The organism is Streptomyces sp. NPDC001401 (assembly GCF_042895385.1).
Lineage (GTDB): Bacteria > Actinomycetota > Actinomycetes > Streptomycetales > Streptomycetaceae > Streptomyces.
This window is the reverse complement of the sequence record NZ_JBIAWI010000024.1, coordinates 50,086-75,186: the sequence shown is the minus strand read 5'-3', so window position 1 is coordinate 75,186 and position 25,101 is coordinate 50,086. Positions and strand designations below refer to the sequence as shown.

21 protein-coding genes, 1 tRNA gene and 1 pseudogene are annotated in these 25,101 nt (G+C 71.2%); 17 read left to right on the top strand and 6 right to left on the bottom strand.

Features of this window, described 5'->3' with window-relative positions:
• The first annotated feature begins 13 nt into the window (after window positions 1–13).
• The 8 genes from ACFY10_RS48170 (at window position 14) to ACFY10_RS48135 (ending at window position 8,223) form a co-directional block, all read left to right on the top strand.
• The gene (locus ACFY10_RS48170; RefSeq protein ID WP_390671753.1) at window positions 14–763 is read left to right on the top strand and encodes a PIG-L deacetylase family protein; all 750 of its coding nucleotides are present in this window, start codon (window positions 14–16) and stop codon (window positions 761–763) included.
• Entirely contained in the window at window positions 760–1,464 is a 705-nt protein-coding gene (locus ACFY10_RS48165) for a 4-carboxy-4-hydroxy-2-oxoadipate aldolase/oxaloacetate decarboxylase (protein WP_390671752.1), read from the top strand. Before ACFY10_RS48170 ends, ACFY10_RS48165 begins: the two co-directional genes overlap by 4 nt.
• Window positions 1,461–2,573 (top strand): 4-oxalomesaconate tautomerase, encoded by a 1,113-nt coding sequence (locus tag ACFY10_RS48160; protein ID WP_390671751.1) that lies wholly within the window; start codon window positions 1,461–1,463, stop codon window positions 2,571–2,573. Before ACFY10_RS48165 ends, ACFY10_RS48160 begins: the two co-directional genes overlap by 4 nt.
• Window positions 2,570–3,520, top strand: coding sequence for a VOC family protein (locus ACFY10_RS48155; RefSeq protein WP_390671750.1), 951 nt, complete (start codon window positions 2,570–2,572; stop codon window positions 3,518–3,520). The genes ACFY10_RS48160 and ACFY10_RS48155 overlap by 4 nt, the downstream gene beginning before the upstream one ends.
• A gap of 117 nt (window positions 3,521–3,637) precedes the next feature.
• Entirely contained in the window at window positions 3,638–4,963 is a 1,326-nt protein-coding gene (locus tag ACFY10_RS48150) for an MFS transporter (RefSeq protein ID WP_390671749.1), read from the top strand.
• 89 nt (window positions 4,964–5,052) lie between these two features.
• Window positions 5,053–5,838 (top strand): alpha/beta fold hydrolase, encoded by a 786-nt coding sequence (locus ACFY10_RS48145; protein WP_390671748.1) that lies wholly within the window; start codon window positions 5,053–5,055, stop codon window positions 5,836–5,838.
• Window positions 5,839–5,969: 131 nt separating this feature from the next.
• On the top strand, window positions 5,970–6,719 hold the full coding sequence (locus tag ACFY10_RS48140; RefSeq protein ID WP_390671747.1) for a PP2C family protein-serine/threonine phosphatase: 750 nt from the start codon (window positions 5,970–5,972) through the stop codon (window positions 6,717–6,719).
• 130 nt (window positions 6,720–6,849) lie between these two features.
• Window positions 6,850–8,223, top strand: coding sequence for an MFS transporter (locus ACFY10_RS48135; RefSeq protein WP_390671746.1), 1,374 nt, complete (start codon window positions 6,850–6,852; stop codon window positions 8,221–8,223).
• A 259-nt stretch (window positions 8,224–8,482) separates the two neighbouring features.
• Here the strand turns inward: ACFY10_RS48135 and ACFY10_RS48130 are convergent, their stop codons facing one another.
• From ACFY10_RS48130 to ACFY10_RS48120, 3 genes are read right to left on the bottom strand one after another with little or no spacing between them, the layout of a single operon-like run.
• Window positions 8,483–9,421 (bottom strand): alpha/beta hydrolase fold domain-containing protein, encoded by a 939-nt coding sequence (locus tag ACFY10_RS48130; RefSeq protein ID WP_390671745.1) that lies wholly within the window; start codon window positions 9,419–9,421, stop codon window positions 8,483–8,485.
• A 36-nt stretch (window positions 9,422–9,457) separates the two neighbouring features.
• Complete coding sequence (locus tag ACFY10_RS48125; protein WP_390671744.1) at window positions 9,458–10,531, bottom strand: M56 family metallopeptidase; 1,074 nt, start codon at window positions 10,529–10,531, stop codon at window positions 9,458–9,460.
• A 4-nt stretch (window positions 10,532–10,535) separates the two neighbouring features.
• Window positions 10,536–10,949, bottom strand: a complete 414-nt coding sequence (locus ACFY10_RS48120; RefSeq protein ID WP_390671743.1) for a BlaI/MecI/CopY family transcriptional regulator — start codon at window positions 10,947–10,949, stop codon at window positions 10,536–10,538.
• A gap of 187 nt (window positions 10,950–11,136) precedes the next feature.
• Here ACFY10_RS48120 and ACFY10_RS48115 point away from each other — a divergent pair, with 187 nt between their 5' ends.
• Together ACFY10_RS48115 and ACFY10_RS48110 are read left to right on the top strand one after the other, a co-directional pair.
• Complete coding sequence (locus ACFY10_RS48115; RefSeq protein ID WP_390671742.1) at window positions 11,137–12,552, top strand: glycosyltransferase; 1,416 nt, start codon at window positions 11,137–11,139, stop codon at window positions 12,550–12,552.
• The gene (locus ACFY10_RS48110; RefSeq protein WP_390671741.1) at window positions 12,549–13,328 is read left to right on the top strand and encodes a polysaccharide deacetylase family protein; all 780 of its coding nucleotides are present in this window, start codon (window positions 12,549–12,551) and stop codon (window positions 13,326–13,328) included. The genes ACFY10_RS48115 and ACFY10_RS48110 overlap by 4 nt, the downstream gene beginning before the upstream one ends.
• Before the next feature lie 19 nt (window positions 13,329–13,347).
• Here the strand turns inward: ACFY10_RS48110 and ACFY10_RS48105 are convergent, their stop codons facing one another.
• Entirely contained in the window at window positions 13,348–13,926 is a 579-nt protein-coding gene (locus tag ACFY10_RS48105; protein ID WP_390671740.1) for a TetR/AcrR family transcriptional regulator, read from the bottom strand.
• A 215-nt stretch (window positions 13,927–14,141) separates the two neighbouring features.
• On the opposite strand from ACFY10_RS48105, the gene ACFY10_RS48100 reads away from it, so the two are divergent.
• Together ACFY10_RS48100 and ACFY10_RS48095 are read left to right on the top strand one after the other, a co-directional pair.
• On the top strand, window positions 14,142–15,593 hold the full coding sequence (locus ACFY10_RS48100) for an MFS transporter (RefSeq protein WP_390671739.1): 1,452 nt from the start codon (window positions 14,142–14,144) through the stop codon (window positions 15,591–15,593).
• A 117-nt stretch (window positions 15,594–15,710) separates the two neighbouring features.
• Window positions 15,711–15,784: transfer RNA gene (locus tag ACFY10_RS48095), tRNA-Pro, on the top strand.
• Between the two features lie 1,612 nt (window positions 15,785–17,396).
• Here the strand turns inward: ACFY10_RS48095 and ACFY10_RS48090 are convergent.
• Complete coding sequence (locus ACFY10_RS48090; protein ID WP_390671738.1) at window positions 17,397–19,085, bottom strand: PucR family transcriptional regulator; 1,689 nt, start codon at window positions 19,083–19,085, stop codon at window positions 17,397–17,399.
• A 361-nt stretch (window positions 19,086–19,446) separates the two neighbouring features.
• Here ACFY10_RS48090 and ACFY10_RS48085 point away from each other — a divergent pair, with 361 nt between their 5' ends.
• A complete protein-coding gene (locus tag ACFY10_RS48085) occupies window positions 19,447–20,238 on the top strand; it encodes an IS5 family transposase (protein ID WP_390671737.1) in 792 nt (263 codons plus the stop codon).
• Here the strand turns inward: ACFY10_RS48085 and ACFY10_RS48080 are convergent.
• Window positions 20,195–20,743: a hypothetical protein gene (locus tag ACFY10_RS48080; protein WP_390671736.1), complete on the bottom strand. Its 549-nt coding sequence runs from the start codon at window positions 20,741–20,743 to the stop codon at window positions 20,195–20,197. The genes ACFY10_RS48085 and ACFY10_RS48080 overlap by 44 nt on opposite strands.
• A gap of 245 nt (window positions 20,744–20,988) precedes the next feature.
• Between ACFY10_RS48080 and ACFY10_RS48075 the strand changes: the two genes are divergently transcribed.
• The 4 genes and pseudogenes from ACFY10_RS48075 (at window position 20,989) to ACFY10_RS48060 (ending at window position 24,972) form a co-directional block, all read left to right on the top strand.
• Window positions 20,989–22,257 carry an aspartate aminotransferase family protein gene (locus tag ACFY10_RS48075; RefSeq protein WP_390671735.1) on the top strand — a complete coding sequence of 423 codons (1,269 nt, stop codon included), beginning with the start codon at window positions 20,989–20,991 and terminating at the stop codon, window positions 22,255–22,257.
• Window positions 22,254–22,749, top strand: a pseudogene (locus ACFY10_RS48070) (FAD-binding oxidoreductase); the annotation flags it as partial. The gene ACFY10_RS48075 and the pseudogene ACFY10_RS48070, both read left to right, overlap by 4 nt.
• Before the next feature lie 218 nt (window positions 22,750–22,967).
• Complete coding sequence (locus tag ACFY10_RS48065; RefSeq protein WP_390671734.1) at window positions 22,968–23,840, top strand: LysR substrate-binding domain-containing protein; 873 nt, start codon at window positions 22,968–22,970, stop codon at window positions 23,838–23,840.
• Between the two features lie 73 nt (window positions 23,841–23,913).
• Window positions 23,914–24,972, top strand: coding sequence for a tartrate dehydrogenase (locus ACFY10_RS48060; protein WP_390671733.1), 1,059 nt, complete (start codon window positions 23,914–23,916; stop codon window positions 24,970–24,972).
• Window positions 24,973–25,101 lie beyond the last annotated feature (129 nt).

The window sequence follows — 25,101 nt, the reverse complement described above, 5'->3', positions numbered from 1 at the left end:
GGAGACTGCAGCAATGACCCAGGCCAATGCGCCCGCCACCCCACGTTCCACACTCGTCGTCACCGCGCACGCCGGGGACTTCGTGTGGCGGGCGGGTGGTGCCATCGCCCTGGCCGCCGCCCGGGGGGAGAAGGTCACCATCGCCTGTCTGACCTTCGGCGAGCGCGGCGAGTCCGCCAAGGCGTGGCGCGAGGGCAAGAAGCTGGACGAGATCAAGGCGATACGCCGGGACGAGGCCGAGCGTGCCGCCGCCACCCTCGGCGCCGAGGTCCGCTTCTTCGACGCCGGCGACTACCCGCTGGTCGCCACCGCCGAGCTGACCGACCGGCTCGTCGCCGTCTACCGCGAGACCCAGCCCGACGTCGTGCTCACCCACCCGGTCGAGGACCCGTACAACGGCGACCACCCGGCCGCCAACCGCATGGCGCTGGAGGCCCGGGTCCTCGCGCAGGCCATCGGCTACCCGGGAGAGGGCGAGATCATCGGCGCCCCGCCGGTCTTCTACTTCGAGCCGCACCAGCCCGAGATGAGCGGCTTCAAGCCCGAGGTCCTGCTCGACATCACCGAGGTGTGGGACACCAAGCGCAAGGCGATGGAGTGCCTCGGCGCCCAGCAGCACCTGTGGGACTACTACACCGACCTGGCCGTACGCCGCGGCGTCCAGCTCAAGCGCAACGCCGGCCCCAACCTGGGCCTGGCCCACAAGACCATGGCCGAGGCGTACATGCGTCCCTACCCGCAGATCGCGAAGGAGCTGGCATGAGCGGCGTCATCGTCACCGACCCGCCGAAGGCGGACCTGAAGGACGTCGAGGCGCTGGCCGGCTTCGGGGTGGCGACGGTGAGTGAGGCGATGGGCCGCACGGGCCTGCTGGGTCCGGAGATCCGGCCCGTCCAGCAGGGCGTACGGGTCGCGGGCACCGCGGTCACCATACTGAGCTGGCCCGGCGACAACCTCATGATCCACGCCGCCGTCGAGCAGTGCGGCGAGGCCGACATTCTGGTCGTCACCACCACCTCGCCGTGCACGGACGGCCTGTTCGGCGAGCTGTTCGCGACCGCGCTCAAGCAGCGCGGGGTGCGCGGCGTCGTCCTGGGCACCGGTATCCGCGACACCCAGGAGCTGCGGGACATGGGCTTCGCCGCCTGGTCCCGGGCGGTCTCCTCGCAGGGCACGGTCAAGGCCACCGGCGGTTCGGTCAACGTGCCGATCGCCATCGACGGCCAGGTGATCCGCCCCGGCGACGTGATCCTCGCCGACGACGACGGTGTCGTGGTCGTACCCCGCGAGCGCGCCCGCGAGACGGTCGAGAAGTCGGAGGCCCGCGAGGCCAAGGAGGCCGCCACTCGCGCCGCCTTCCTCGACGGCCAACTCGGCCTGGACCGCTACGGGTTGAGGGACACCCTCAAGCGCCTCGGCGTCGAGTACAAGACGTACGAGGAATACGCGGGGGAGCGGTCGTGACCCGTGTGCCCGAGGAGGTGCGCTGCCTGCTGATGCGGGGCGGCACCTCCAAGGGTGCCTACTTCCTGGCCGACGACCTCCCCGCCGAACCGGCCCTGCGCGACGGCCTGTTGCTGCGCATCATGGGCAGTCCCGACGAGCGGCAGATCGACGGCCTGGGCGGTGCGCACCCGCTCACCAGCAAGGTGGCCGTGGTGTCGGCCTCGGACGATCCGCGCGCCGATGTCGACTACCTCTTCCTCCAGGTCGTCGTCGACCGGCCCGAGGTGAGTGACCGTCAGAACTGCGGGAACATCCTCGCCGGCATCGGCCCGTTCGCCGTCGAGCGCGGGCTGGTCCCGGCGGGGGAGGCGGAGACCTCCGTCCGCATCCGCATGGTCAACAGCGGCGACTACGCGACGGCGACCTTCCCGACCCCGGGCGGCCGCGTCGACTACACGGGCGACGCCGAGATCTCGGGAGTGCCGGGCACGGCCGCACCGGTGGTCATCGAGTTCCCGGCAGGCGCAGGGAAGTTGCTGCCCACCGGCAACGTCCGCGACGAGATCGACGGCGTGCCCGTGACCTGCGTGGACAACGGCATGCCGACGGTCCTCATCGCCGCCTCCTCCCTCAAGGTCACCGGCTACGAGGCGCCCAAAGACCTGGAGGAGGACCTCGCACTCGCCGACCGGCTCCGCGAGATCCGCCTCGCAGCGGGCCACCTGATGGGCCTCGGCGACGTCTCCGACACCACCGTGCCCAAGCTCACCCTGCTAGCCCCGCCCCGGGACGGCGGCGCGGTCACCACCCGCACCTTCATCCCGGTCCGCTGTCACACGTCGATCGGCGTGCTCGGCGCGGCGAGCGTGGCCGCCGGCCTGCGGATCGAAGGCAGCGTGGGTGCGGAGCTTTCGGAGGTCGATCCCGACAGCGACCGGATTCGCATAGAACATCCCACGGGATTCCTGGACATCGAAAGCAGCCTCGGAGCCGCCCCCGACGGCCTGCCCGCCGCCCGCCGCACCGCCGTGGTCCGTACGGCCCGCAAGATCTTCGACGGCACCGTCTTCCCCCGAGCCGCCGAGACGGCACCGATCCCCCCGCAACCCCAAGGAGGTCAACGATGACTCCGCCGCTCGGCGACATCGCCCACATCGGCCACGCCCAGCTCTTCACCCCGGACCTGGACGCCAGCGTCGCCTTCTTCACCGACTACCTCGGCCTCACGGTCAACGGCCAGCACGGCGACACGGTCTACCTGCGGACCTTCGACGACTACGAGCACCACAGCCTGGTCCTCACCGCCCGCGAACAGCCCGGCCTCGGCCGGCTCGCCCTGCGCACCTCCAGCGAGGACGCCCTCCACCGCCGTATCAAGGCGATCGAGCAGGCGGGCGGCAGCGGCAAGTGGGTCGAGGACGAACCCGGCCTCGGCAAGCTGTACTTGACGACCGACCCGGACGGCCACGAGCACGCCCTGTACTGGGAGAGCGAGCACTACCGGGCCCCCGAGGGACTGCGCCCGGCGCTGAAGAACCAGCCACAGGCCAAGCCCAACAGGGGAGTCGGGGTCCGGCGCCTGGACCACATCAACTTCCTCGCGGCCGACGTGCTCGCCAGCGCCGAGTTCCAGGAACACGTGCTCGGGGCCCGGCCCACGGAACAGATCCGGCTCAACTCCGGCCGGATCGCGGCGCGTTGGCTGAGGTACACGAACAAGTCGTACGACGTCGTCTACACCGAGGACTGGACCGGCTCGACCGGCCGGCTGCACCACATCGCCTTCGCGACCGACACCCGCGAGGACATCCTGCGCGCCGCCGATCTCGCCATCGACGCCGGTGTGTTCATCGAGACGGGCCCCCACAAGCACGCCATCCAGCAGACGTTCTTCCTGTACGTCTACGAGCCGGGCGGCAACCGCATCGAGCTGTGCAACCCGCTCACCCGTCTCGTCCTCGCGCCCGACTGGCCGCTGATCACCTGGACCGAGGAGGAGCGCAAGAAGGGGCAGGCCTGGGGCTTGAAGACCATCGAGTCGTTCCACACGCACGGGACGCCTCCGGTCGCCTGACAGCCCTGTCGCCCCGGCGCAGCTTGATTGTCGATGAGATTGTTGACAAAAACGTTGACGAATCTGATGGAGGGTCCTTAGCGTCGGGGCACCCTGTTCCACGAGAGGAAAACAAGGATGTCCTCCTCCCCCTCCCTGACCGCTCGCGGCAGCAGACTGGCCCTCCTGGTCGTCGGTCTGTGCTGGCTGGCCGTGCTCTTCGACGGCCTCGACATGTTCATCTACGGCTCGGTGCTGCCGCACCTGCTGGAGACGAAGACCTTCGGCCTCACCCCCGACACCGCCGGAGACCTCGGCAGCTACGCCACCTTCGGCATGCTGGTCGGCGCCCTGACCGCCGGCACCGTCGCGGACCGGATCGGCCGCAAGAAGCTGATGGTCGCCTGCGTGACGCTGTTCTCGCTGGCCTCCGGGATCTGCGCGACATCCGGCAGCGTCGAGGTCTTCGGCCTCGGCCGGACCCTGGCGGGCGTCGGCCTCGGCGGTCTGCTGCCCACCGCGATCAGCATGGTCTCCGACTACGCCCCGCGCGGCCGCGGCGCCATCGTCATCGGCATGCTGATGACCGCGCACCACGCGGGCGGCATCCTCTCCGCGTACGTCGCCAAGTGGCTGGTGGACCCGGTCGGCTGGCGCGCGGCCTTCTGGGTCTGCGTCATCCCGCTGGTCTTCGCCCCGGTGCTCGCCAAGTTCCTGCCCGAGTCGCTGAGCTTCCTCGTCGCCAAGGGGCGGAGTGAGGAGGCGCAGGCGCTGGCCGGCCGCTACGACGTCGAGCTGCCCGCCGCGACGGGCAGGAAGACGGCCGCCGACCGCTTCGGCGCGCTGGTCAACCTGTTCCGCGGCGGCGAGTGGATCCAGACCCTGCTGTACTGGTTCGCCTCCTTCGGCGGACTGCTCCTGGTCTACGGCGTCGCCACCTGGCTGCCCACCCTGATGCGCACCGAGGGCTACGAGCTCGCCAACGCCCTGACCTTCGTCGTCGTCTTCAACCTCGGCGGCATCGTGGGCATGCTGGCCGCGGGCCGGGCGGCCGACCGTTTCGGTGCCCCGCGCATCTCGGCGATCTGGTTCGCGCTGACCGCCGCGGGTGTCTACCTGCTGAGCGTCCACATGCCGATGGGCGTGACCACCCTGGTCGTCTTCCTCACCGGCGTGTTCCTCAACAGCGCCCAGACGATGGTCTACGCAACGGTCTCGATCCGCTCCACCCCGGACAGCCGCGCAACCGCCGTCGGCTGGACCTCCGGCATGGGCCGCTTCGGCGCCGTCTTCGGCCCGTGGCTGGGCGGCCAGCTGCTCGCCGCGGGCAACGGCGACTTCGGCTTCACCGCCTTCGCGCTCGCCGGCCTGTCGTCCATGGTCTTCATCGGCATCGCGGCACTGCGCAGCTCGAAGCCCGGCGCGCGCAGCAGCACCGACCAGGAGCTGGTCGCCGCCCACTGACCAGCAGTCGTACTCGGTCACCGGGGCGAGGACGGACGCCGGCCGCCGCAGCGGATGCGGGGGCCGGCGTCCGGCGTCACGCTCGGAGTATGAGCGAGCGGTGGGATGTCCGCCGTGCGGGCCCGGAGGAGGCGCCGCACCGGGTGCTGATGATTCCGGGCGGGCTGTGCTCGACCGAGTTCTACGCGGACGTGATGGCCGAACCCGCGCTGGCGGGACTGGGGTTGGTCGCGGTCACGATGCCCGGGTTCGGCGGCACCACGGCGCCCGAGGACGTGAGCATGGAGCACTACGCCCGGCTGATGGCGGACTTCGCCGCCGAGTCGGGCTGCGACGTGGCCGTGGGGCACAGCCTCGGGGCGAACGTGGTGATCGAGATGGCGGCGGCGGGCCTGTTCCGGGGGCCGCTGGTGCTGCTGTCCCCGACCTTCTCGCGCGGGGACGAGGCGAGGTTCCTGGCGGTGATGAACACCATCGGGCGGGTGCCCGGGCTCGGCATCGCGAGCTGGACCGGCATGCTGAAGCTGCTGCCGAAGGCCATGAAACGCGAACTTCCCGCGCAGCGCGCCGAGGCGCTGGCCGCGGACATGGCCGCCAACGATCCGGCCACCTGCCGCCGGATCGTCCGGCGCTACTACGAGTACCTGGACCGGTATCCGTCACTGGTCCCCCGGCTGTGCGAGGCCGCCGTCCCGGCCTGGGTGGTGCGCGGCGACCACGACGAGATCGGACTGACGGACGGCGAGCGGCGCGGCCTCGAGGCCTGCCCGCAGGTCCGCACGGTCACGGTGCCCGACGCCGGGCACGCCGTCCTGGTCGAGCAGCCCGCACACGTCGCCGACGTGATCGTGGACGCGGTCGCCGCGACCCGCTGAAGCCCGCTGCGGCCGGGGCGGCCGGCGGTCCGGGCGAGGGCTTGTGACCAGTGGAAATGGGGAGGTGCTCCTAGACTTGAGGGAGCCCGTCCGCCAGTGGTGTGTCCGGTACGGGAAGGCGGTGGCGCTCGATGCAGTACGTCGCGGTGAGTGCGCTGAGCCATCCCGGGCTGCTGCGCGAGCGGAACGAGGACAGCCTCGTCGTCGGACCGTGGACCCTGTGCGCCACCGTGACCGAGAGCCCGCAAACCCTGGTCTTCCCGCTCGGGACGCCCTTGGTCGTCGCCGTCGCCGACGGGCTCGGCGGACATCCCGGCGGCGACGTGGCCAGCGCCCTGGTCGCCCGCCGGATCGCGTCGATCGGCCTCGCCCTGGACAGCGAGGAAGCCGTCCGCGCCGTCCTCTACGCCTGCAACCGTGCCGTGTACCAGGCCGCAGGCGAAGGGCAGGAGAGCGAGCTCGCCGCCATGGGCACGACCGTGGCCGGCGTCGTCGTACAGCCCGACTCGCTGCTGGTGTTCAACGTGGGCGACAGCCGGGTCTACGCCGCCTCCCGCGACGGGCTGCGCCAGGTGAGCGTCGACGACAGTCCACCGCTCGCACCCGGGCAGCGCACCACGTCCCTGGTCACCCAGTGCCTGGGCGGCACCCCCGCCTACCGCGCCGTCCGCCCCCACGTGACGGCGACGTCCCTGACGCCCGGCGACCGTTACCTCATCTGCACGGACGGCCTGACCGATCCGCTGACGACGGACGTGCTCGAGGAACTGGTACGAGAGCACGACGACGGCCGGGCGGCCTACGAGCTGTGGAAGGCCGCCATCGCGGCGGGCGGCCCCGACAACATCACGCTGGCGGTCGTACGCGTCTCGGACGACTAGGCAGCTCCGGCAACGCGGCCGACACGACGCCCGCGGCCGCACGTCCTCTTGACATGCCCGCGACGGGCTAGCACGCTCACCGCAGCCCGTTGATTGGTTCAGAGGTTCAACCAGCCGGCCGGGAGCCGTCATGGCCGCACACGAGCACGCCGTCAGCCCCGAACCCTCTGTCAGCCCCGAAACAACACCCCGGCACCGCCGCCGCGCCGTGGTCGCCAGCACCGTGGGCACCGCGATCGAGTGGTACGACTTCTTCCTCTACGGCACCGCCGCCGCCCTGGTCTTTCCCCACGTGTTCTTCCCCGGTGCGCAGCCGTACACCGGAGTGCTCGCCTCGTTCGCCACGCAGTTCGTGGGGTTCGCCGCGCGCCCCCTGGGAGCCGCCGTCTTCGGGCACGTCGGAGACCGGATCGGCCGCAAGTCCACCCTCGTGACCACGCTCGTCCTGATGGGCCTGAGCACGTTCCTCATCGGCCTCCTGCCGAGCTACTCCGCCATCGGTCTCGCCGCACCCGTACTGCTGGTCCTGCTGCGGGTCGTCCAGGGCATCGGCGTCGGCGGGGAGTGGGGCGGCTCGGTCCTGATGGCCATGGAATGGGGCTCCGAGCGCCGCCGCGGGCTGATGGCCAGCTGGCCGCAGCTCGGAGTGCCGCTCGGTCTTCTCGCCTCGACCGGCATGGTCAAACTGATGAACGCCGCATCCGGCGACGGCTTCGACAGCTGGGGCTGGCGGATCCCCTTCCTCGCCAGCGTGGTGCTGATCGGCATCGGGCTCTATGTGCGGCTGCGCGTCCTGGAGAGCCCGGCCTTCGCCGCGGTGAAGCAGGAGCGCGTCCTGGTGCGCCGGCCCGTCTGGAGCGTGCTGCGCCACCAGCCGCTCACCGTGCTGACCTCCGCCTTCGTCCGGATGTCGGAGCAGGCCCCCTTCTACCTCTTCATCACCTTCGTGCTCACCTACGGCACGAAAAAGCTGGGCCTGCCGAGGGGCGACCTGCTGAACTACACGCTCGTCGCGGCGGCCGTCGGGCTCGTCAGCGTCCCGCTGTTCGGTCACCTCTCCGACCGGTTCGGACGACGCCGGATCTACGGCATCGGCATCTGCTGCACCGGCCTGTTCGCCTTCCCCTACTTCGGCCTGCTGAACACGGGCAGCTCCGGGCTCGTCCTGCTCGCGATCGTGCTCTCCCTGGTCTTCCACGACATCCAGTACGGCCCCCAGGCGGCACTGATCGCCGAGGGGTTCGGCACGAACGTCCGCTACAGCGGCGCCGGGCTCGGGTATCAGCTCGCCTCGGTCATCGCGGGCGGACCGGCGCCGCTCATCGCCACGGCGATCCTCCAGCACACCGGTTCCAGCACCTGGATCAGCTGGTACATCGTCGGCTGCTGCGCCGTCGCCATGATCGCGCTGCTGGCCATGCCACGCCGGGCGCCCGCGGCCGCCGCCGCGCGGCGTGCGGTTCCCGCGACCACCGACGCCGCAGCCTCTCCGGGGGAGTCCTGACTGGACAGGCGGCCCTGGTCGTCCGAGCCCATCTGGCCCTCGATCCGGCAGCATTGGGCGGCGCGGACGCCTTCACCGCGGACGTCGACACCACGCTGAGCGCCCTCAAGGGCCTGCCGGTCGCGTATGGCGCCGACGGCGTGTGCCAACCCGGCGAGCGCAGTGCTGGGGCGCGGGTCCGTATCAATGTGCGGCTCCGCCGCGTGGGCGCGACGACCACGCACAACCCGCAGTCGCCCACAACAGGCGGGCCTGGTTCCTAGGCGCCCTCGACCGCCTGCCGCACATGACGAGCGATCAGGGCGTAGGTGTTCCTCGCCCGTTCGTCGTCGGAGGTGTCATAGCCGTGGTCGGCTCCTGGCACGTCCTGGTGTGCCGCCAGTGCTCCCGCCCTCCGCAGCCGGTGTGCGTAGGCCACGGCCTCGGCCTTGAGCAGGTCGAATTCGGCCGTGACGACGAAGGCCGGGGCGAGGCCCTTCAGGTCCGCGGTGTCCGACGGATGGGCGGGCGAGACGAGCCGGTCGGCGCGCTGCTTCACCTCCGGTACGTACGAGGTGTCGAAGACGTCGGCCATCCACGGCCGTAGCACTGGCTTGGCAGCGGCGGCCCGCTTGTCGCGGGCGTTCGTCACCAGATCCAGCGGCGGATAGTGCAGCACCTGCAGGGCGATCGACGGCCCGCCCTCCTCCAGCGCCTGCCTCGCCACGGCCGCCGCCAGCCCGCCACCGGCACTCTGCCCGCCGACGGTCAGCCGACTGCCGTCCCAGCCGTGCCCGGCACCGTTCTCGGCGACCCAGCGGACGACCTCGTACGCCTGCCGGGGCGGGGCCGGGAACGGGTGCTGCGGGGCGACGACATAGTCCACGTTGATCACGACCACCCCGGCTTCGGCGGCGAGGAAGCGGCACAGAGGGTCGTCCAGCTCCGTGAGTGTCATGACGTACCCGCCGCCGTGGAAGTTCACGTGGACGGGCGGCGGAGTCGGTCCCTCGACCGTCGGCCGGTACACCGTCGCCCGGGCCGGGGCGATCGACGTGGGGATCGTCAACTCGGTGACGACACGCGGGTATTCGGGGAACCGCGCGTGCGACGCGGCGGCGGAGCCGCGCCCGCCGGAGCGCCGGTCGGCCAGCTGCGTCAGGCGTTGCAGTGTCTTGGCGACGAAGGCGGCCACCGCCGGCCGGGCCAGGAGGGACATGAGGCTCCGTTCGCTGGAACTGCTGTGGCGGGGAAGTCAGTGCCGGGGCGTGCCCTGCCCCGGCGGGCTGTCCGGCCCGTCGGGGCAGGGCCGCTCCTGTGCCCCGGGCCGGTCGTGGTCGCAACAGCGACCGTGTCCGTGCTCGTGCTCGGGCAGCGGATCCGGTGCGGTCGATGCCGAGGCGGCCTTGGCATCCGCCGTGCATGCCGCGTGCTGCGCGCTCTCGATCATCTCCTCGCTGTCGGACGCGGCGTTCGCCAGGCTCGTACAGCACAGGACGAGCAGCAGCGCGCCCCCGACGAACGGCAGGGCCCGGCGTCGGGGAGGCGGGGCGAGCAGTGCCCGCACCCGCTGCGGCACGGCGCCGCCGGTCGCGGCCAGGGCGGCGTCGCGGGGCGGATGTGCGGCGGAGGCGAGGGCGGCCCGGCCCACTGCGCGGGCGACGGTTCTGCGGTCGCCGACGTGTGCCGCCGCCTCCTCGTCGGCCCAGCGCTCCAGGACGAAGCCGCCCGCGTCGGCGAGTGGACGCAGCAGCGGATTGACGGCCGCGGTGAGCCGCCACAGGGTCTGGAAGAGATGGTGTCTGCGGTGCAGATGCGCCCGTTCGTGGGCCAGCAGGGCCTCGCGCTCGCCATCGGTGAGGCAGCGGAGCATGCCGCGTGAGACCACGATCCGTCCGGGCGCCCCGGGCAGCGCGAAGGCGTCGGGCGACGGGTCGTCGAGGACGGCCAGTTCGGTGTCGCCGGGCAGGTGCCGGCACTCGCGACGGGCCCAGCGCAGGTGCCGTACCTGCCGTACGGCGGCGGCCCCGAGCCCGGCGCAGGAAGCGGCCAGGGCGAGGGCGGCCACCGTCGCGACGGTGAGGTAGACCGGGTCGTCGGCGCGCAGTGCCGACGCCGACCACCGGCCTTCCTCGGCGACCTCGGGGATCTGCGCGAAGCCGGCGAACGCCAGCAGGGCCAGCGACCCCAGCCAGCCCAGCGCCGTCACCAGCGCGGCGCACGCCAGCGCCCAGGCGGCCGGGCGCGGAGCCAGCCGCCGTGCCGGACGGGGGACGAGCACGGCGAGGACGACGGTGACCAGAAGGGGGACGTAGACGCTGATCCGCACCGGCTCACGGCTCCTTGCCGGCGGGACCGGAGTCCTGCCCGGTGTCCTGGTCGGCCAGCAGCCGGTGCAGCAACTGCTCGTCCTCCTGGGACAGTTCGGAGACGAAGCGGCTGAGCACCGCCTCGCGGTCGGAACCGTGCTCGAGGAGTGCGTGCATCTGCTCGGCGGTGTGGGAGGCCTCGTCCCGGACGGGGGCGTAGGCGTAGCCGCGGCCTGCCCGCTGCCGGACGAGCATGCCTTTTTCGTACAGCCGCGACAGGATCGTCAGCACGGTCGTGTAGGCGAGATCGCCGGGCAGCCGGTCCCGGACCTGCCGTGCGGTCAGCGGCTCCTCGGCTCCCCACAAGGTGGCGAGCACCCCGCTCTCCAGTTCACCGCGCGCCCGCCTGCCGGATGCCTCGGCCTCCCGGTCGTGCACTGTTCACCCCACCGTCCTTCGTTGCTCGGTGGTACAGCCTATCCGCCGGACCACTACGACATGTAGGACATGGGTCGGACCTCCCGATGCCCGGCTTCCCGGGGTTACCTACTACAACTTGTACGAGATTACCTACTACATGTTGTAGAGTTTCGCCGCCTCACTCCACCTGCGGAGGAACAAGCCCATGCCCCACCTCGGAAGTACGGTGCATCTGCGTGCCCTCGCGGCCGCCGCCCTCAGCCCCCGGCCTGCGGCGACGCCCCGCCGTACGGCACCGGCCGAACGTGTCGTGATCGTCTCCGCCAGCATCGGAGCAGGCCACGACGGCGCCGCGCACGAGCTGCACCGCCGCCTGCGGGCGGCCGGCGTCACCGTAGACCGTTACGACCTGCTCGACCTGCTGCCCGCCCGGGTCGGCCGGGCCGTCCGCGACGGCTACCACCGGATGCTCGTCCGGGCGCCCTGGGTCTACCAGCGCATCTACAGCAGCACTGAACGCGCCGGTGGCGGCGGCCCGCTGGCCCGCGCCCTGCTGCGCACCGCCGAGGACCGCATGCTGCGCGCCCTGCCCGCGGACACGGGCGCCGTCGTCTCCACCTATCCCGGGGCCAGCCGGGTGCTCGGCAGGCTGCGGCTGGCCGGCCGCCTCGACGTGCCGGTGTTCACCTACCTCACCGACTTCTCGGTGCACCCGCTGTGGGTGGCTGACGGCGTGGACGTCCATCTCGCCGCCCACGCCGTGCCCGCCGCGCAGGCCCGGGCCCTCGGCGCGGGCGACGTCCGGGTGGGCGGGCCGGTCGTCGACCCGCGCTTCCGGCCCCCGCAGGAGGCCGAACGCAGCGCCGCCCGGGCGCGGTTCGCACTGCCCGCCGCCGCCCCGCTCGCCCTGCTGGTCGCCGGTTCCTGGGGCGTCGGCCCGGTCCGGCAGGTGGCCCTGGAGCTGCGGGACTGCGGAGCGGCCGTGCCGGTCGTGGTCTGCGGCCGCAACGAGGCGCTGGCCCGGCAGCTGCGGGAGGACGGCATCGAGCACGCCTACGGCTGGGTCGACGACATGCCCGGTCTGATGCACGCCGCCGACGTGCTCGTCCAGAACGCCGGCGGACTGACCTCGCTGGAGGCCTTCGCCGCCGGCCTGCCCGTCGCCAGCTACCGCTGCATACCGGGCCACGGACCGGCCAACGCCGCCGCGCTGGACGAGGCGGGCGTCGCCGCCTGGATCCAGGACGCGGCCGAACTCAAGGACGTCCTCTGCGACTTGATAGACGGCCCGCGCGGCCTGCTGCAACGCGAGGCGGGGCTCGCCCTGTTCGCCGCCGCCGGCCGGGGACCCGCGGACGCGATAGCCCGCGCCTGTGGCGACGGCGTGCCGCTCCCCGCCCCGCTCGCCCCTGCGCCTTCCGCCGTACGCAGGACCCGAACCCGTCCGGCCGTACGACGGCTCGCCGCCACCGCGGCAGCGGCCTGCACCGTCTGGGCGTGCGCGGTCGGCACCGCGGTCGCCACCACCGACACCGGCACGGGCGTGATGCACGCCATCGGCCGCAGCCTCGACCTCGACGACCCGCCGCACACCCATCACCCGGAGGGCCACCGCTCGTGAGCGCCGCACAACTGCTCCGCACGACCGCCCGGGTTGCCCTCCCCGTACTGGCCGCCGCTCACGCGGCCCCGGTGCTGTCCACCTTCGGCCCACTGCGCAACCGCGCGATGCCCCGCCTCGCCGGCCGGGGCCGCGCCGACCACGTCGCGCTGACCTTCGACGACGGGCCCGACCCGCTGTCCACCCCGTTCTTCCTGCGTGCCCTGGAGGACCGGAAGGTCACCGCCACCTTCTTCCTCCTCGGCCGCCAGGCGCGCCGCTCGCCCGGCCTGGTCCGCGAGATCGCCGCCGCCGGGCACGAGATCGGCATCCACGGCTGGCTCCACCGCCCCCTGCTGCTGCGCGGCCCGCGCGCCACGTACGACGACTTCGCCCGCGCCCGCGACACGGTCGGCGCCCTCACCGGCCGCACCCCGCGCCTGTTCCGGCCGCCCTACGGCGTGATGTCCACCGCCGCCCACCTCGCGGCCCGCCGCCTCGGCCTCACCCCCGTGCTGTGGACCGCCTGGGGCGAGGACTGGACCGCCCGGGCCACCCCGGAATCCGTCCACCGCACGGTCACCCGCGACCTGGACGGCGGCGGCACGATCCTGCTGCACGACTCCGACTGCACCTCCGCTCCGGGTGCCTGGCACTCGGCCCTCGGCGCCCTGCCGCGGATCCTCGACACCTGCGAGGAGCGGGGCCTGTCGGTCGGGCCGCTGCGGGAGCACGGACGCCCCGGGGCAGCGGTCGTCGCGCCGCGCACCCGCGAAGCGGACGGCCTCCGGCGCTGACGGTCGCCGCGGCGACCGGTCAACGCGCGGCGCGGACCCCGTCCAGGGCGATGGCCAGCACCCGGTCCCGCTGGGCGTCGTCGACGAAGACCGTCCCGGTGACGCCCGAGACCAGCCGCAGCAGGTCGCCGATGTCCATGTCCTTGCGCGCCACGCCCTCCTCCTGTGCCCGCTCGAACAGCGGACCGCCCGCGGCGTAGAGCGAGTCCCGGCACGCGTCGAAGATCTCGGACTCGCCGTCGAGGGCCTCGCGGATGGCCCGCTTGGTCACCATGTAGCCGGTGAACCTGGCCAGCCAGGAGGTGAGGGCCTCCCACGGTTCCAGCTCGGCGACCTCCTCGGCGACCCGGACCAGCTCGTTGACGTCCTCCGCGTACACGCTCTCGAACAGCTCACGGCGGGAGGGGAAGTTCCGGTACAGCGTGCCGATGCCCACGCCCGCGCGGCGGGCGATGTCCTCCAGTGACGCGTCGGCGCCGTGCTCGGCGAAGGCCTCGCGGGCCGCGGCCACCAGGGCGTCGTAGTTGCGCGCCGCGTCCTTCCGGTGCGGTCGGCGGGACGCCACGATCTCGCGGACGGGGAACGGCTGAGCCGGCACTGCTGCCTCCCGGGGTCGGTACGGGTTGAACCGGAGGTATGCCTCCGCTACAGTGGAGGTATGCCTCCACTTTAGCAGTGCGAGGCACCCACCACCTTTCCGCGACCGCTCACCGCGGCCGTCGGCGTGCCCGATTCCGCCCACCGGCGCTCCGGGCCCGCACGACCGTGGCCCGAGAACCTCGGCCGCACCCCGCTCGTTCGGAGAGGCCCTTCATGCCCCGCAAGTCCACGCGTCTCACCTTCGCGGTCCTCGCGACCGGCGCCGGTGTGTTCGCCATGCTGCAGTCGCTGATCGCGCCGGCCCTGCCGACCGTCCAGCACGCACTGCACACCTCGCAGTCCACCGCGACCTGGGTGATGACGGCCTATCTGCTGTCCGCCTCGGTCTTCACCCCGATCCTCGGCCGCGTCGGCGACCTGATCGGCAAGAAGCGCACCCTCGTCGCCGTCCTGCTCGTCGTACTGGCCGGCTGCCTGGTCGCGGCGCTCGCCCCGACCATCGGCGTACTGATCGTCGCCCGTGTCGTCCAGGGCGTCGGCGGTGCGCTCTTCCCGCTCTCCTTCGGCATCATCCGAGACGAGTTCGCCCCCTCCGAGGTCCCCGGCAGCATCAGCAACCTGTCCGCCGTGATCGCCGCGGGCGGCGGCGTCGGCATCGTCGCGGCCGGCCCGATCGTGTCCGCGCTCGACTACCGCTGGCTGTTCTGGATCCCCGTCGCCGTCGTCGCGGTCACCACACTGATCGCCCTGCGCTACGTCCCCGAGTCGCCCAACAGGGCCGAGGGAAGCGTCAGTTGGCTCGGTGCCGGTCTCCTCTCGGCATGGCTGGTCGCCCTGCTGCTGCCGCTGAGCCAGGCGAGCAAGTGGGGCTGGGGTTCGGCCCGGGTGATCGGCCTGTTCGCCGCGGCCGTCGTCCTGTTCGCCCTGTGGCTGCTGGCCGAGGCCCGCTCCCGTACCCCGCTGATCGATCTGCGCGTGATGCGGCTGCCGGCCGTGTGGACCACCAACACCGCGGCCCTCCTGTTCGGCGCGGGCATGTACGCGCTCTGGTCCTTCCTGCCCGGCTTCGTGCAGACGCCGAGCTCCGCCGGATACGGCTTCGGCGCGAGCGTCACGGCCTCCGGACTCCTCATGCTCCCGATGCTGGTGGCGATGTTCTTCTCCGGCATCCTGAGCGGCCGTCTGGAGCCTGTGGTCGGCGCGAAGGCCCTGCTGACGACCGGTGCCGCGCTCGGTGCCCTCGCCCTGGGCCTCCTCGCCCTCTGGCACGACCAGCAGTGGCAGGTCGCCCTCGTCTCGGGCGTGTTCGGCCTCGGCATCGGACTGGCCTTCGCCTCGATGGCCAACCTGATCGTGGGCAGCGTCCCGGCCTCCCAGACCGGCGCCGCGACCGGCATGAACGCCAACATCCGCACCATCGGCGGCTCCATCGGCGCCGCGGTGACCAGCGTCCTGGTCACCGGCCACCTCCAGCCGTCCGGCCTGCCGTACGCCTCCGGCTACACGCACGGCTTCACCCTGCTCGCGGTGCTGTGCCTGGCGGCCGCGCTGGCGGCGCTGCTGGTGCCGACGGCACGGACGCGGCGCCTCGACCGCCCTGCACCCGCGGGCGGCGACCCGGCGTACGCAGAGCCGCAAGCGGTCGCGCCGGCCAGGCGCGGCTGACACCCGTGGGCCGACCCGCACCGCCGGGTCGGCCCCGCCGACCGGCCGACGCGAACACCGGTGCACGTACGGTAAGGTTGACCTGCGCGATCACGCGGTTCACCGCGCGAAACGCACCGGGACGTGGCGCAGCTTGGTAGCGCACTTGACTGGGGGTCAAGGGGTCGCAGGTTCAAATCCTGTCGTCCCGACTTTACGAAGTCGCAGGCCAGGGGCCGTTTCAGAGGAGATCTGAAGCGGCCCTTTGGTCATTCGTGGGGACCACTTGGGGACCAAGGGTGCCTGACGGGGGCTGTGGCACACTTTGACCCGGTCAAGGTGCGCCACGGGGCGGACGGTAAGGCGCAGAGCGGGCGGTTCGTGGAGTCGTCTATGTGTTTCCGATGACCTCGCACGTGGAGTGCCTGGCGATTCTTGAGCCCGCAGTAAAGGGCCCCTGACCTGCTATTTCTTTTGAATTGGCCGGGACGGTCGGGCGCGCTCGACCTGTTCCGCAAAGTACATGACGTGAGGCGCGTCGTGCGCTCACGAACGCCGCTGACCTACCGATTCATGACGCCGTGCTGGGATGGCGGGTGAATCTCCTGTGCTGCAACCCGGACGGCGGCAGGTCGTCTCGACGCTGAGATGACGCTCATTCTGACGGGGTGTCACCTTGCGGCCGGACCCATCGAGTGATCTTCCACCGCCTTGACCCATCGGCGCCTGGCGCGCCCGAACCGGCGTCGCGTGCTCGAGGGCCGCAGGGGCATTTCGACAACAAGAACATGTACCTGCTCGGCCTCGGCGCCTTCAATGGACGACCGCGCCCCCTTCGGCCGGGCGGAGTCGGGAGCCCGCCCCGAAGTGGTCACCGTGCCCTACCCGGAGCCGGGCCGGGCATGTGGTCCTGGCAGCGGCAGAGGCCGGACTGTGCCTTCGATTTGACGGTGACGGGACGAGATTCGGGACGCCGCACGCGTGGCCAAGTCGGTGGAGGGCATGCCGTCCGGGGAGGCCCTGGAGCCTGGACGGATGTGGGCCTTCCTGCACGCGCCCGCGCTGCCGGGCAGCTGGGTGTCGCAGGGCATGCATCTTGCTGATGCAGAACCTCGTAGTCTGCCTGGCTTCCGCCCTAACATCATCACCGCAGGCGTTGCCCTCGTCCTCACGCTGGGGGCTTCCCTCTACGCCGCGACAAAGACCTCGGAGGCCCTGTGTCGACGCCAGGTCGCTGCCCACGCCCGCCATTACCGCCACGGCCCGCCCCAGAGAGGGATCCAAGCCCTCCTAGTGGCTCGGCACGCAGCCTTGGCCAGGTATGCGGCCCACTACCGGACCGGTGACTCGGGCGCGAAGAGGGTCTTCGGCTCGGCGCGGGCGTTTCGTCAGCGGATGTAGACGGCGATAGCGGCGTTCCGCTCGTCGTGGGTGCGTTGGGCTGTGCGGTTCAGCGCGAAGTAGCGCAGGGCGGCGAACTCTGACTCGACCCAGTTCAGCCATGAGCCTGTAGGCGCCAGGAAGACCACTTCGACGTCGTTGTCGGTGGCCCAGGTGCGGACTTCGGCGTGCCGGGTGACGAAGCCGGTGATGCCCCCGTCGGCGGGAACGTCCGGGCGATCAGGCGGATGTGTTCGCGCAGCCGCTCACTGACAGCCCTCGGGCGTCCTCCGCTCCAAGTTGGGTCCAGTGCATCGAACCCCCGCTCGGTGAAGGCGTGGACGATGTCGCGGACGGGTCCGTTCGACCCTGTCGAGGGCGCTTGAAGCCGGATGGCCAGACCGCGGTTCATTCGTCATGTGCGGACCGGTTCGTCCTTCCGGCTCACTTGGCCCGTAGGACGTCGAGCGCTGTGAGTGCCACATGTAGTTCGGTGCGGTGTTCGCCGGACTCGAGATCGCAGTCGAGTATCCGCTCGATGCTGCGCAGACGTTGGTAGACGGTCTCGCGGGACAGACCGCCAGATCGGGCTGCCAGGGTCTTGTTGCCTGCCGCGTCAAGGTAGTGGCGCAAGGTCGTCAGCAAGTCCGTCCCGTGGCGGGCATCATGGTCGAGGAGTCGGCCGAGTCGGCGCTCGGTGAAGTCCTGGATCCGGGTGTCTTCCTGGAGAGCGAAGAGCAGGCGGCGCAGGCCGATGTCGGATGGCTCGTGGTAGGAGCGTCCCGGCGGGAGCTGCTGGCCGGGCTCGGTGGCTTCGGCGACGCGGGTCGCCTCGCGGAAGGATCGGGCGACACCGAAGAGGTCTGTCGCCTCGCTGCCTGCGCTGACGGTGGCCCCTGGCGCCAACTCGAGTACGGTGCAGCTCAGGTGTTCGACTACGGGTCGGCAGGGCTGGCCGGGGCGCAGGGGTAGGAGGATGCCGAGGCGCGTGGGGCCGAGAACGCCGACGAGGGCCTGTGTCCCTTGCTTCCTCAGCTCTTCGCAGAGGAGTGCCTCGCTTTTCGTCGCGTCGGTCTCTTGAGGGAAGTCCGCGAGCACGGCCATGAAGCTGCAGTCCTTGGTGGGCAGACCCAGTGCGGCGACCCGGGCAGCGGCATCCGCAGGAGAGTGGTGACGTTGTCCGACGAGGTCGCGCAGGAGGTTGCGGTGTGCGGTGCGTTCCCAGGGCACGGGGTGGATGACCCGGGCGATGGTGAGGGCCATCGCGGCTCTCTCCAGCACCGTCACAGCCGTGGGGCCGAATGTCGAGGGGGTGGTGGTCTGGCCTGGCGGGGCGGGCAGCATGACCACCCGGCCCCAGCGTTCCCGCTGGTACTCCACGGATGTCACGAGCCAGCCGCCGGGTCCGGACACGGATGTGTGGCCGACGGGAGGTGTCGCGCGTGAGCGCCGTTCCCAGTCGCTGAGTGCTACCTCGACGGTGCCTGCGGAGGGCGCGCAGATCAGTGCCTGGTGGACCAGGTTCTCCAGTACGACCGTGTGGCCGCTCATCTCAGCGGCGGCACCTACGACCTCCTCGGGCTCAGCGCCGCGCAGGGTGAGGGCGGTGAACGCCTCGTGGATGCGCTGGGTCCGGCGCATCTCCTCGGCCTGGTTGCCGAGGATGAGAGCGTGGACGACCTGTGTGACCTCAAGGAAATTGACGTCCTTTGCCAGGGTCACGAGAGGGAGCCCGCGGGTTTCGCAGGCATGGACCAGGGCCTCGGGCGGGCGGTGGTAACGGCGGACCAGTTCGATGACGAGGGCCGCCGCGCCGATATCGGCCAGTTCGTTCACGTAGCGGCGTACGCCGGCCGGCTCATCGGGCAGGGGCATGCCGGTGGTCAGGACGAGCTCGCCGCCCTTGAGGAATGAGGCAGGGTCGGTCAGCTCGGTCATGTGGACCCAGCGGACAGGGCGGTCGAGCCGGTCCACTCCGGTGACGACCTGTGGCTGTCCGGCGGACAGGACGGGAAGGGCCAGTACGTCGGCCACGGTGAGCGGATGGCCGACGGCGGCCATGTTCGGGCCCGGCACGGAGGCGTCAAGACCGGCGGTGACGGGCCTTGGAGCCGTGTGGCGTTTCTCGCGCATGGGACCTCCCTGGGTGCTCCGTCACCCTGACAAGCGTCACTGACCTGCGCAAGAGCCCTGGAAAAGCCGCTGTGAGCAGGACGAGCGGGGCATGAGTAGCTGTTGTCGTTCCGATCTTGAGGGGTGTGCGTCGAACGGGAGTCCCGATCGGGTGGTTGCCGCCGGCTACGGGCATGAAGGCAGGGCCTCTTGGTAGCTCGGGGTTGCGAAGCCAACCGAGATCCAGGAGACCCTGTTGCCGCAGTTCTACGTGCTCGCGCCGGTGGAGTCCAACTCGGTTGCACCGTCGTGTGATTGTGTCGCTCACCGGTTCGGGAATGCGGCCGATCACCCGGAACGTGTTCGGCGGTATCCCTCGGACATGACGGACGCGGAGTGGGCCGTGGTCCGGCCGCTGCTGCCGGTGCCGGGCTGGCTGCGGGGCCGGGGCGGGCAGCCGGAGGCGTACTGCCACCGGGCGATACTCGATGCGATCCGCTACCTGGTCGACAATGGCATCAAGTGGCGGGCGATGCCCGCCGACTTCCCGCCGTGGGACCGGGTCTACGCGTTTTTCCGCCGCTGGCGCGACCACCTGCTGGTCAAGGAGTTCCACGACCGGCTGCGCGCCACGGTCCGCGAGGAGCTGGGCCGCGACGTGGAGCCGACAGCCGGGGTGATCGACTCGCAGTCCGTCAAGGCGGACGCCGTCGTCGGCTCCGCCAGCCGCGGCTTCGACGGCGGCAAGCTGGTCAACGGGCGCAAGCGGCACGTCGTGGTCGACACCCTCGGCCTGCTGCTGGGCGTGATGGTCACCGCCGCGGACACCGGCGACCGCGCAGCCGCCCACGTGCTGCTGCGGCAAGTCGCCGATGCACACCACCAGTTGGAGCTGGTCTGGGCCGACGGAGGCTACACCGGCAGCCTCGTCGCCTACTGCCTCACCGTGCTCGCCCTGGTCCTGGCGATCGTCAAACGCAGCGACGACATGTGCGGCTTCGTGGTCCTGCCCAAGCGGTGGATCGTCGAGCGCCTCTTCGCCCACCTGATGCGCACCCGCCGCCTGGCACGCGACTACGAACGCCGCACCACCAGCGCCGAAGTGATGATCTACTGGTCGATGATCCTGCTCATGACCCGCCGCCTGGCCCGGCCGCACCCTGCGCGGGCGTGAACCGGCCCGGCGCGGGCTCGGCCAGCCAACCGCGCGCGACCAGGCGTTTCGCCTTCGACCGCAGTGCCTCCACCCGAGCCGGCACCACGTCCATGCCGAACGCCGCGGCCATCTCCTGGCAGGTCAGCGGCCCTTGACCTCGCCGGGCCCGGTCCGCGAGCGCCTGCAGAATGCGCTGGTAGTCCACCGACAGCACCGACCAGGCCAGCCCTTCACGCCACACCGGCACCTGCGACTTCGACTTCGCCGCAGTCGGCGCTGACGATGCCTCCTCGGCCTGTCCCATGGCCGGCGCTGTCCCATCGGCCTGGACGTGGCCTTGCCCGGGCTCGTCCACAGGAGCCAGAACCTCGCCGACCCGCGAACGGGCGATGGCCCACTCCCGCCATTCCCGCTCGGCCACGGCCAACTCGGCCTGGATGCGGTCGGCTTCTTCCCTCAGCCCATCCACGCGACGGCGGGCCGCGACCTCGCGCTGTTCCAGCAGCCCCACGACCGACGGCATCCACGACCTCCACCGGAGCGACGACACGACACGCCACCACTCCCACGGGAATGTCCGCCCCACGCCCGACCAGTGAAAACGCAGTCCTCAAGTCCGGAAAGACAACAGCTTCTGAGGCCCGGTGCGGCTGACACAACGTCCAGATGCCGCGGCGCGGCCGGACAGATCGAGCGTTGGCGTCATCGAGGTCCGCGGAGATGCTCGACCGGACCGGAGCCAGACCGACGACCCGCCGGGAGACGAACATGACTGCACTGTCGCCGCACCTTCGCCAGGCCACGCCCGTGGTGGCGGTCCGGGGAGAGGGCGTCCACCTCTACGGCGATGACGGCCGCCGCTACCTCGACTTCACCGCCGGCATCGGCGTGACCAGCACCGGGCACTGCCACCCCAAGGTCGTGGCGGCTGCCCAGGAACAGGTGGGCACCCTCGTCCACGGCCAGTACACGACAGTCATGCACCAGCCGCTGCGGCGGCTTGTCGACAAGCTGGGCGAAGTCTTGCCCGAGGGGCTCGACAGCCTGTTCTTCACCAACTCCGGCAGCGAGGCGGTGGAGGCGGCGCTGCGGTTGGCCCGGCAGGCCACCGGCCGGCCCAACGTCCTGGTATGCCACGGTGGCTTCCACGGTCGTACGGTGGCCGCCGCCTCGATGACGACCTCCGGCACCCGCTTCCGGTCCGGCTTCTCCCCGTTGATGAGCGGTGTCGTCGTCACCCCCTTCCCTTCGGCCTTCCGCTACGGCTGGGACGAGGAGACCGCGACACGATTCGCCCTGCAGGAGCTGGACTACACACTCCAGACGATCTCCTCGCCTGCTGACACGGCCGCGGTCATCGTCGAGCCGGTGCTCGGTGAGGGCGGGTACGTGCCCGCGACCCGGGCCTTCCTGGAGGGCCTGCGGGAGCGGGCCGACCGGCACGGCTTCCTGCTGATCCTCGACGAGGTGCAGACCGGAGTGGGCCGCACCGGCCGCTTCTGGGGACACGACCACTTCGGCGTCACACCCGACATCCTCATCACCGCGAAGGGCCTGGCCAGCGGCTTCCCGCTGTCAGGTATCGCCGCCTCCGACGAGCTGATGGCCAAGGCGTGGCCGGGATCGCAGGGCGGTACGTACGGCGCCAACGCCGTCGCCTGCGCCGCGGCCTGCGCCACCCTCGACATCGTCCGCGACGAGAAGCTCGTCGAGAACGCCGAGGCGATGGGCAAGCGCCTGCGCCAGGGCCTGGAGGCGGTGGCCGACCGGACCCCCGGCATCGGCGACGTACGCGGCCTCGGGCTCATGCTCGCCACCGAGTTCGTCACCGAGGACGGCGGCCCCGACCCCGAGACCGCCGCCCGCGTGCAGCGGGCCGCCGTCGACCAGGGACTGCTCCTGCTGCTGTGCGGCGCCTGGAACCAGGTCGTGCGCATGATCCCTGCGCTCGTCATCGACGAGGTGGCGGTGGACGAGGGTCTCCAGGCGTGGGCGAACGCAGTGGAGGCCGGCACATCGGGAGCGGCGCGGCGATGACGGACACCACCACGGCCCTGGAGTCGCTGGTCGGGCGGCTCACCAAGACCACTCCCGGCCTGCGGGTGGAGACCGGCCCGGGCTCCACCGGCCTCCATGCCTCCAACTACCGGGTGCCGCCACGGGCCGTGGTCTTCCCCCGCAGTGCCGCTGACGTGGTCGCGGTGCTGCGCGCGTGCCGCGAGGCGGGCGTCCCGGTCACCGCGCGCGGTGGCGGCACCAGCATGGCGGCAACGCGGTCGGGCCGAGTGCCGTCCTCGACTTCTCCCATTATTTGAGCCGGATCCTGGACATCGACCCGATGACGCTTACCGCGCGCGTTGAGACAGGAGTGATCCTGGACGTGCTGCGCAGCGCACGGCCCTGCACGGGCTCACCTTCGGCCCCGACCCCTCCTCGCACAGCCGCTGCACCCTCGGCGGCATGATCGGCAACGACACGTGCGGCAACCGGTCGGTGCTGCACGGGCGTACCAGCGACCACATCGCGGCGTCGATGACCTCGCATGTGGAATGCGTGGCGATTCTTGAGCCCGCGGCAAAGGGCGTCTGACCTGCTGCTCTTCTGACTTCCAGGTTGCGGGCGGGCGCTTCGGGGACAACCACGGTCAGTGCATCGCTGGTCCGTACTTCTTCGAGGCTGTCTTCACGCAACCATGGTTGGGACCAATTGAGTCGTTGGTTGATTTCTTGAGGGGCAGAGGGCGCGTCATGGACATTCGGCAGCTGGAGTACTTCCTTGCGATTGTTGATCGTGGGGGGTTCAACCGTGCGGCGTCGGCTCTGTACGTGTCGCAGCCGTCGCTGTCGCAGGCCGTGCGGGCACTGGAGCGTGATCTCGGTTCCGAGCTGTTCCATCGCATCGGGCGCAGGGCAGTGCTGACGGAGGCCGGAAGGGCCCTGATCGAGCCTGCCCGGGAGGCCGTACGGAGTCTGCAGACGGCGCGGGCGAGTGTCGCGGCGGTGCACGAGCTACGTGAGGGGCGCCTGGACGTGGCGTCCGTGCCGTCGCAGGCGGTGGAGCCGCTGACGAGTTTGGTGAGTGCCTTCAGCCACCGGTACCCCGGCATCTCCGTGGTCATCAAAGCGGCGTTCACCTCGCGTGACGTGATCGACATGGTGCGTACGGGTGCCGTGGAACTGGGGCTTTTGGCGTCCGCCGGGCCGCTCTCCGACAAGGAGGTCGTCTCCCATGCGCTGGAGCGCCAGCGCTTTGTGCTGATGGTGCCGGCCGGCGGCCCGTTCGCTGATCGGACGGCGGTGGAGTGCCGGGAGCTTGCGGGACAGCGGCTGATCGTCGGGCAGCCGGGTACCGGGATGCGCGCCTACGTCGACGCGCTGCGGGAGCAGGGCATCGAGTTCACCGTCGCCGCCGAGACCGAGCACCGGGTGTCGCTCATGCCCCTGGTACTGGCCGGGGTCGGGCTCGCGGTGATCATGGATTCCTGGCGGGACCTCGCCCGGAGGCTGGGCGCCCGCGTCCTGGACATCGAGCCGGAGACCGGCTTGGACATCGCGCTCGTCAGCCGCCGCGGCAGCCTGTCACCGGCAGCCGCCGCGTTCGTCTCGGCCGCCGGCAGCTGATAGGCACCGCTTATTAGGGATATCCGCTTTGCGTCTTGGACGCTCCGCGGACTGCCTTGCTGCAATCGACGGCATGACGACGAACCACCGCATTGCCCTGATCCCCGGCGACGGCATCGGCGCCGAGGTACTGCCCCCAGCACAGCAGGTGCTCGATGTTCTCGGCCGCCGCCACGGCTTCAGCCTGTCCTACACGTCGTACGACTGGTCGTGCGAGCGGTACCTGCGGGAGGGCGCCATGATGCCCGCCGACGGGATCGACCAGCTGCGCGACAAGGACGCGATCCTGCTGGGCGCCGTCGGCTACCCGGGGGTGCCGGACCATGTCTCGCTGTGGGGGTTGCTGATCCCGATCCGGCGCAGCTTCCGCCAGTACGTCAACCTCCGGCCCGTCCGTGTCTTCGCAGGCATCGACAGTCCGGTGCGCGGCGCACGGCCGGGCGAGCTCGATCTCGTCGTCGTGCGGGAGAACGCCGAGGGCGAGTACAGCGAGATCGGCGGACGGCTGAACCAGGGCACGTCCGAGGAACTGGCCGTCCAGGAAGCGGTGTTCACCCGGGCCGGGGTCACCCGTATCGCCGACTACGCGTTCTCGCTCGCCGCCCGCCGCCGAGGGAAGCTCACCTCCGCCACCAAGTCCAACGGCATCATTCACACCATGCCGTTTTGGGACGAGCTGATCGCCGAGCGGGCCGCCGAACACCCCGGCGTCACCTGGGACCAGGAGCACATCGATGCGCTGGCGGCCAAATTCGTCCTCGACCCCGCCCGCTTCGACGTCGTCGTCGCCTCCAACCTCTTCGGCGACATTCTCAGCGACCTCGCGGCCGCGGTCGCCGGATCCATCGGCATCGCCCCGGCGGCCAACCTCAATCCCGAGGGTGACTTCCCCTCGATGTTCGAGCCGGTGCACGGCTCCGCGCCCGACATCGCAGGCCAGGGCATCGCCAACCCGCTGGGCGCGATCTGGTCCGCGGCCATGATGCTCGACCACCTCGGCCATCCCGCTGCGGCCAGGGACATCACGGACGCGATCGCGTCGGTCCTGGGCAAGACCGATACCCGCACACCGGACCTCGGCGGAACCGCGAGCACCGCCGAGTTCACCGACAAGCTGATCGAGCTCCTCTGAGCCTTCTTCTTCCGCGGTGGGCGGCAGGGACGACGCCGCCCACCGGTCACCGGGCACTCCTACGCGACCTCTGCCCTTTTGCGAGCCGCGTCCCACCGGCCCTCGCTCGTGGCGAGCACCCACCCTGGC

Coding starts and splice junctions, on each gene's coding strand:
- ACFY10_RS48060 (WP_390671733.1), top strand. CDS start 23,914: ATGACGACGAACCACCGCATTGCCCTGATCCCCGGCGACGGCATCGGC.
- ACFY10_RS48165 (WP_390671752.1), top strand. CDS start 760: ATGAGCGGCGTCATCGTCACCGACCCGCCGAAGGCGGACCTGAAGGAC.
- ACFY10_RS48090 (WP_390671738.1), bottom strand. CDS start 19,085: ATGCGCGAGAAACGCCACACGGCTCCAAGGCCCGTCACCGCCGGTCTT.
- ACFY10_RS48150 (WP_390671749.1), top strand. CDS start 3,638: ATGTCCTCCTCCCCCTCCCTGACCGCTCGCGGCAGCAGACTGGCCCTC.
- ACFY10_RS48155 (WP_390671750.1), top strand. CDS start 2,570: ATGACTCCGCCGCTCGGCGACATCGCCCACATCGGCCACGCCCAGCTC.
- ACFY10_RS48130 (WP_390671745.1), bottom strand. CDS start 9,421: ATGTCCCTCCTGGCCCGGCCGGCGGTGGCCGCCTTCGTCGCCAAGACA.
- ACFY10_RS48085 (WP_390671737.1), top strand. CDS start 19,447: ATGACGGACGCGGAGTGGGCCGTGGTCCGGCCGCTGCTGCCGGTGCCG.
- ACFY10_RS48075 (WP_390671735.1), top strand. CDS start 20,989: ATGACTGCACTGTCGCCGCACCTTCGCCAGGCCACGCCCGTGGTGGCG.
- ACFY10_RS48065 (WP_390671734.1), top strand. CDS start 22,968: ATGGACATTCGGCAGCTGGAGTACTTCCTTGCGATTGTTGATCGTGGG.
- ACFY10_RS48115 (WP_390671742.1), top strand. CDS start 11,137: ATGCCCCACCTCGGAAGTACGGTGCATCTGCGTGCCCTCGCGGCCGCC.
- ACFY10_RS48170 (WP_390671753.1), top strand. CDS start 14: ATGACCCAGGCCAATGCGCCCGCCACCCCACGTTCCACACTCGTCGTC.
- ACFY10_RS48080 (WP_390671736.1), bottom strand. CDS start 20,743: ATGCCGTCGGTCGTGGGGCTGCTGGAACAGCGCGAGGTCGCGGCCCGC.
- ACFY10_RS48100 (WP_390671739.1), top strand. CDS start 14,142: ATGCCCCGCAAGTCCACGCGTCTCACCTTCGCGGTCCTCGCGACCGGC.
- ACFY10_RS48135 (WP_390671746.1), top strand. CDS start 6,850: ATGGCCGCACACGAGCACGCCGTCAGCCCCGAACCCTCTGTCAGCCCC.
- ACFY10_RS48145 (WP_390671748.1), top strand. CDS start 5,053: ATGAGCGAGCGGTGGGATGTCCGCCGTGCGGGCCCGGAGGAGGCGCCG.
- ACFY10_RS48140 (WP_390671747.1), top strand. CDS start 5,970: ATGCAGTACGTCGCGGTGAGTGCGCTGAGCCATCCCGGGCTGCTGCGC.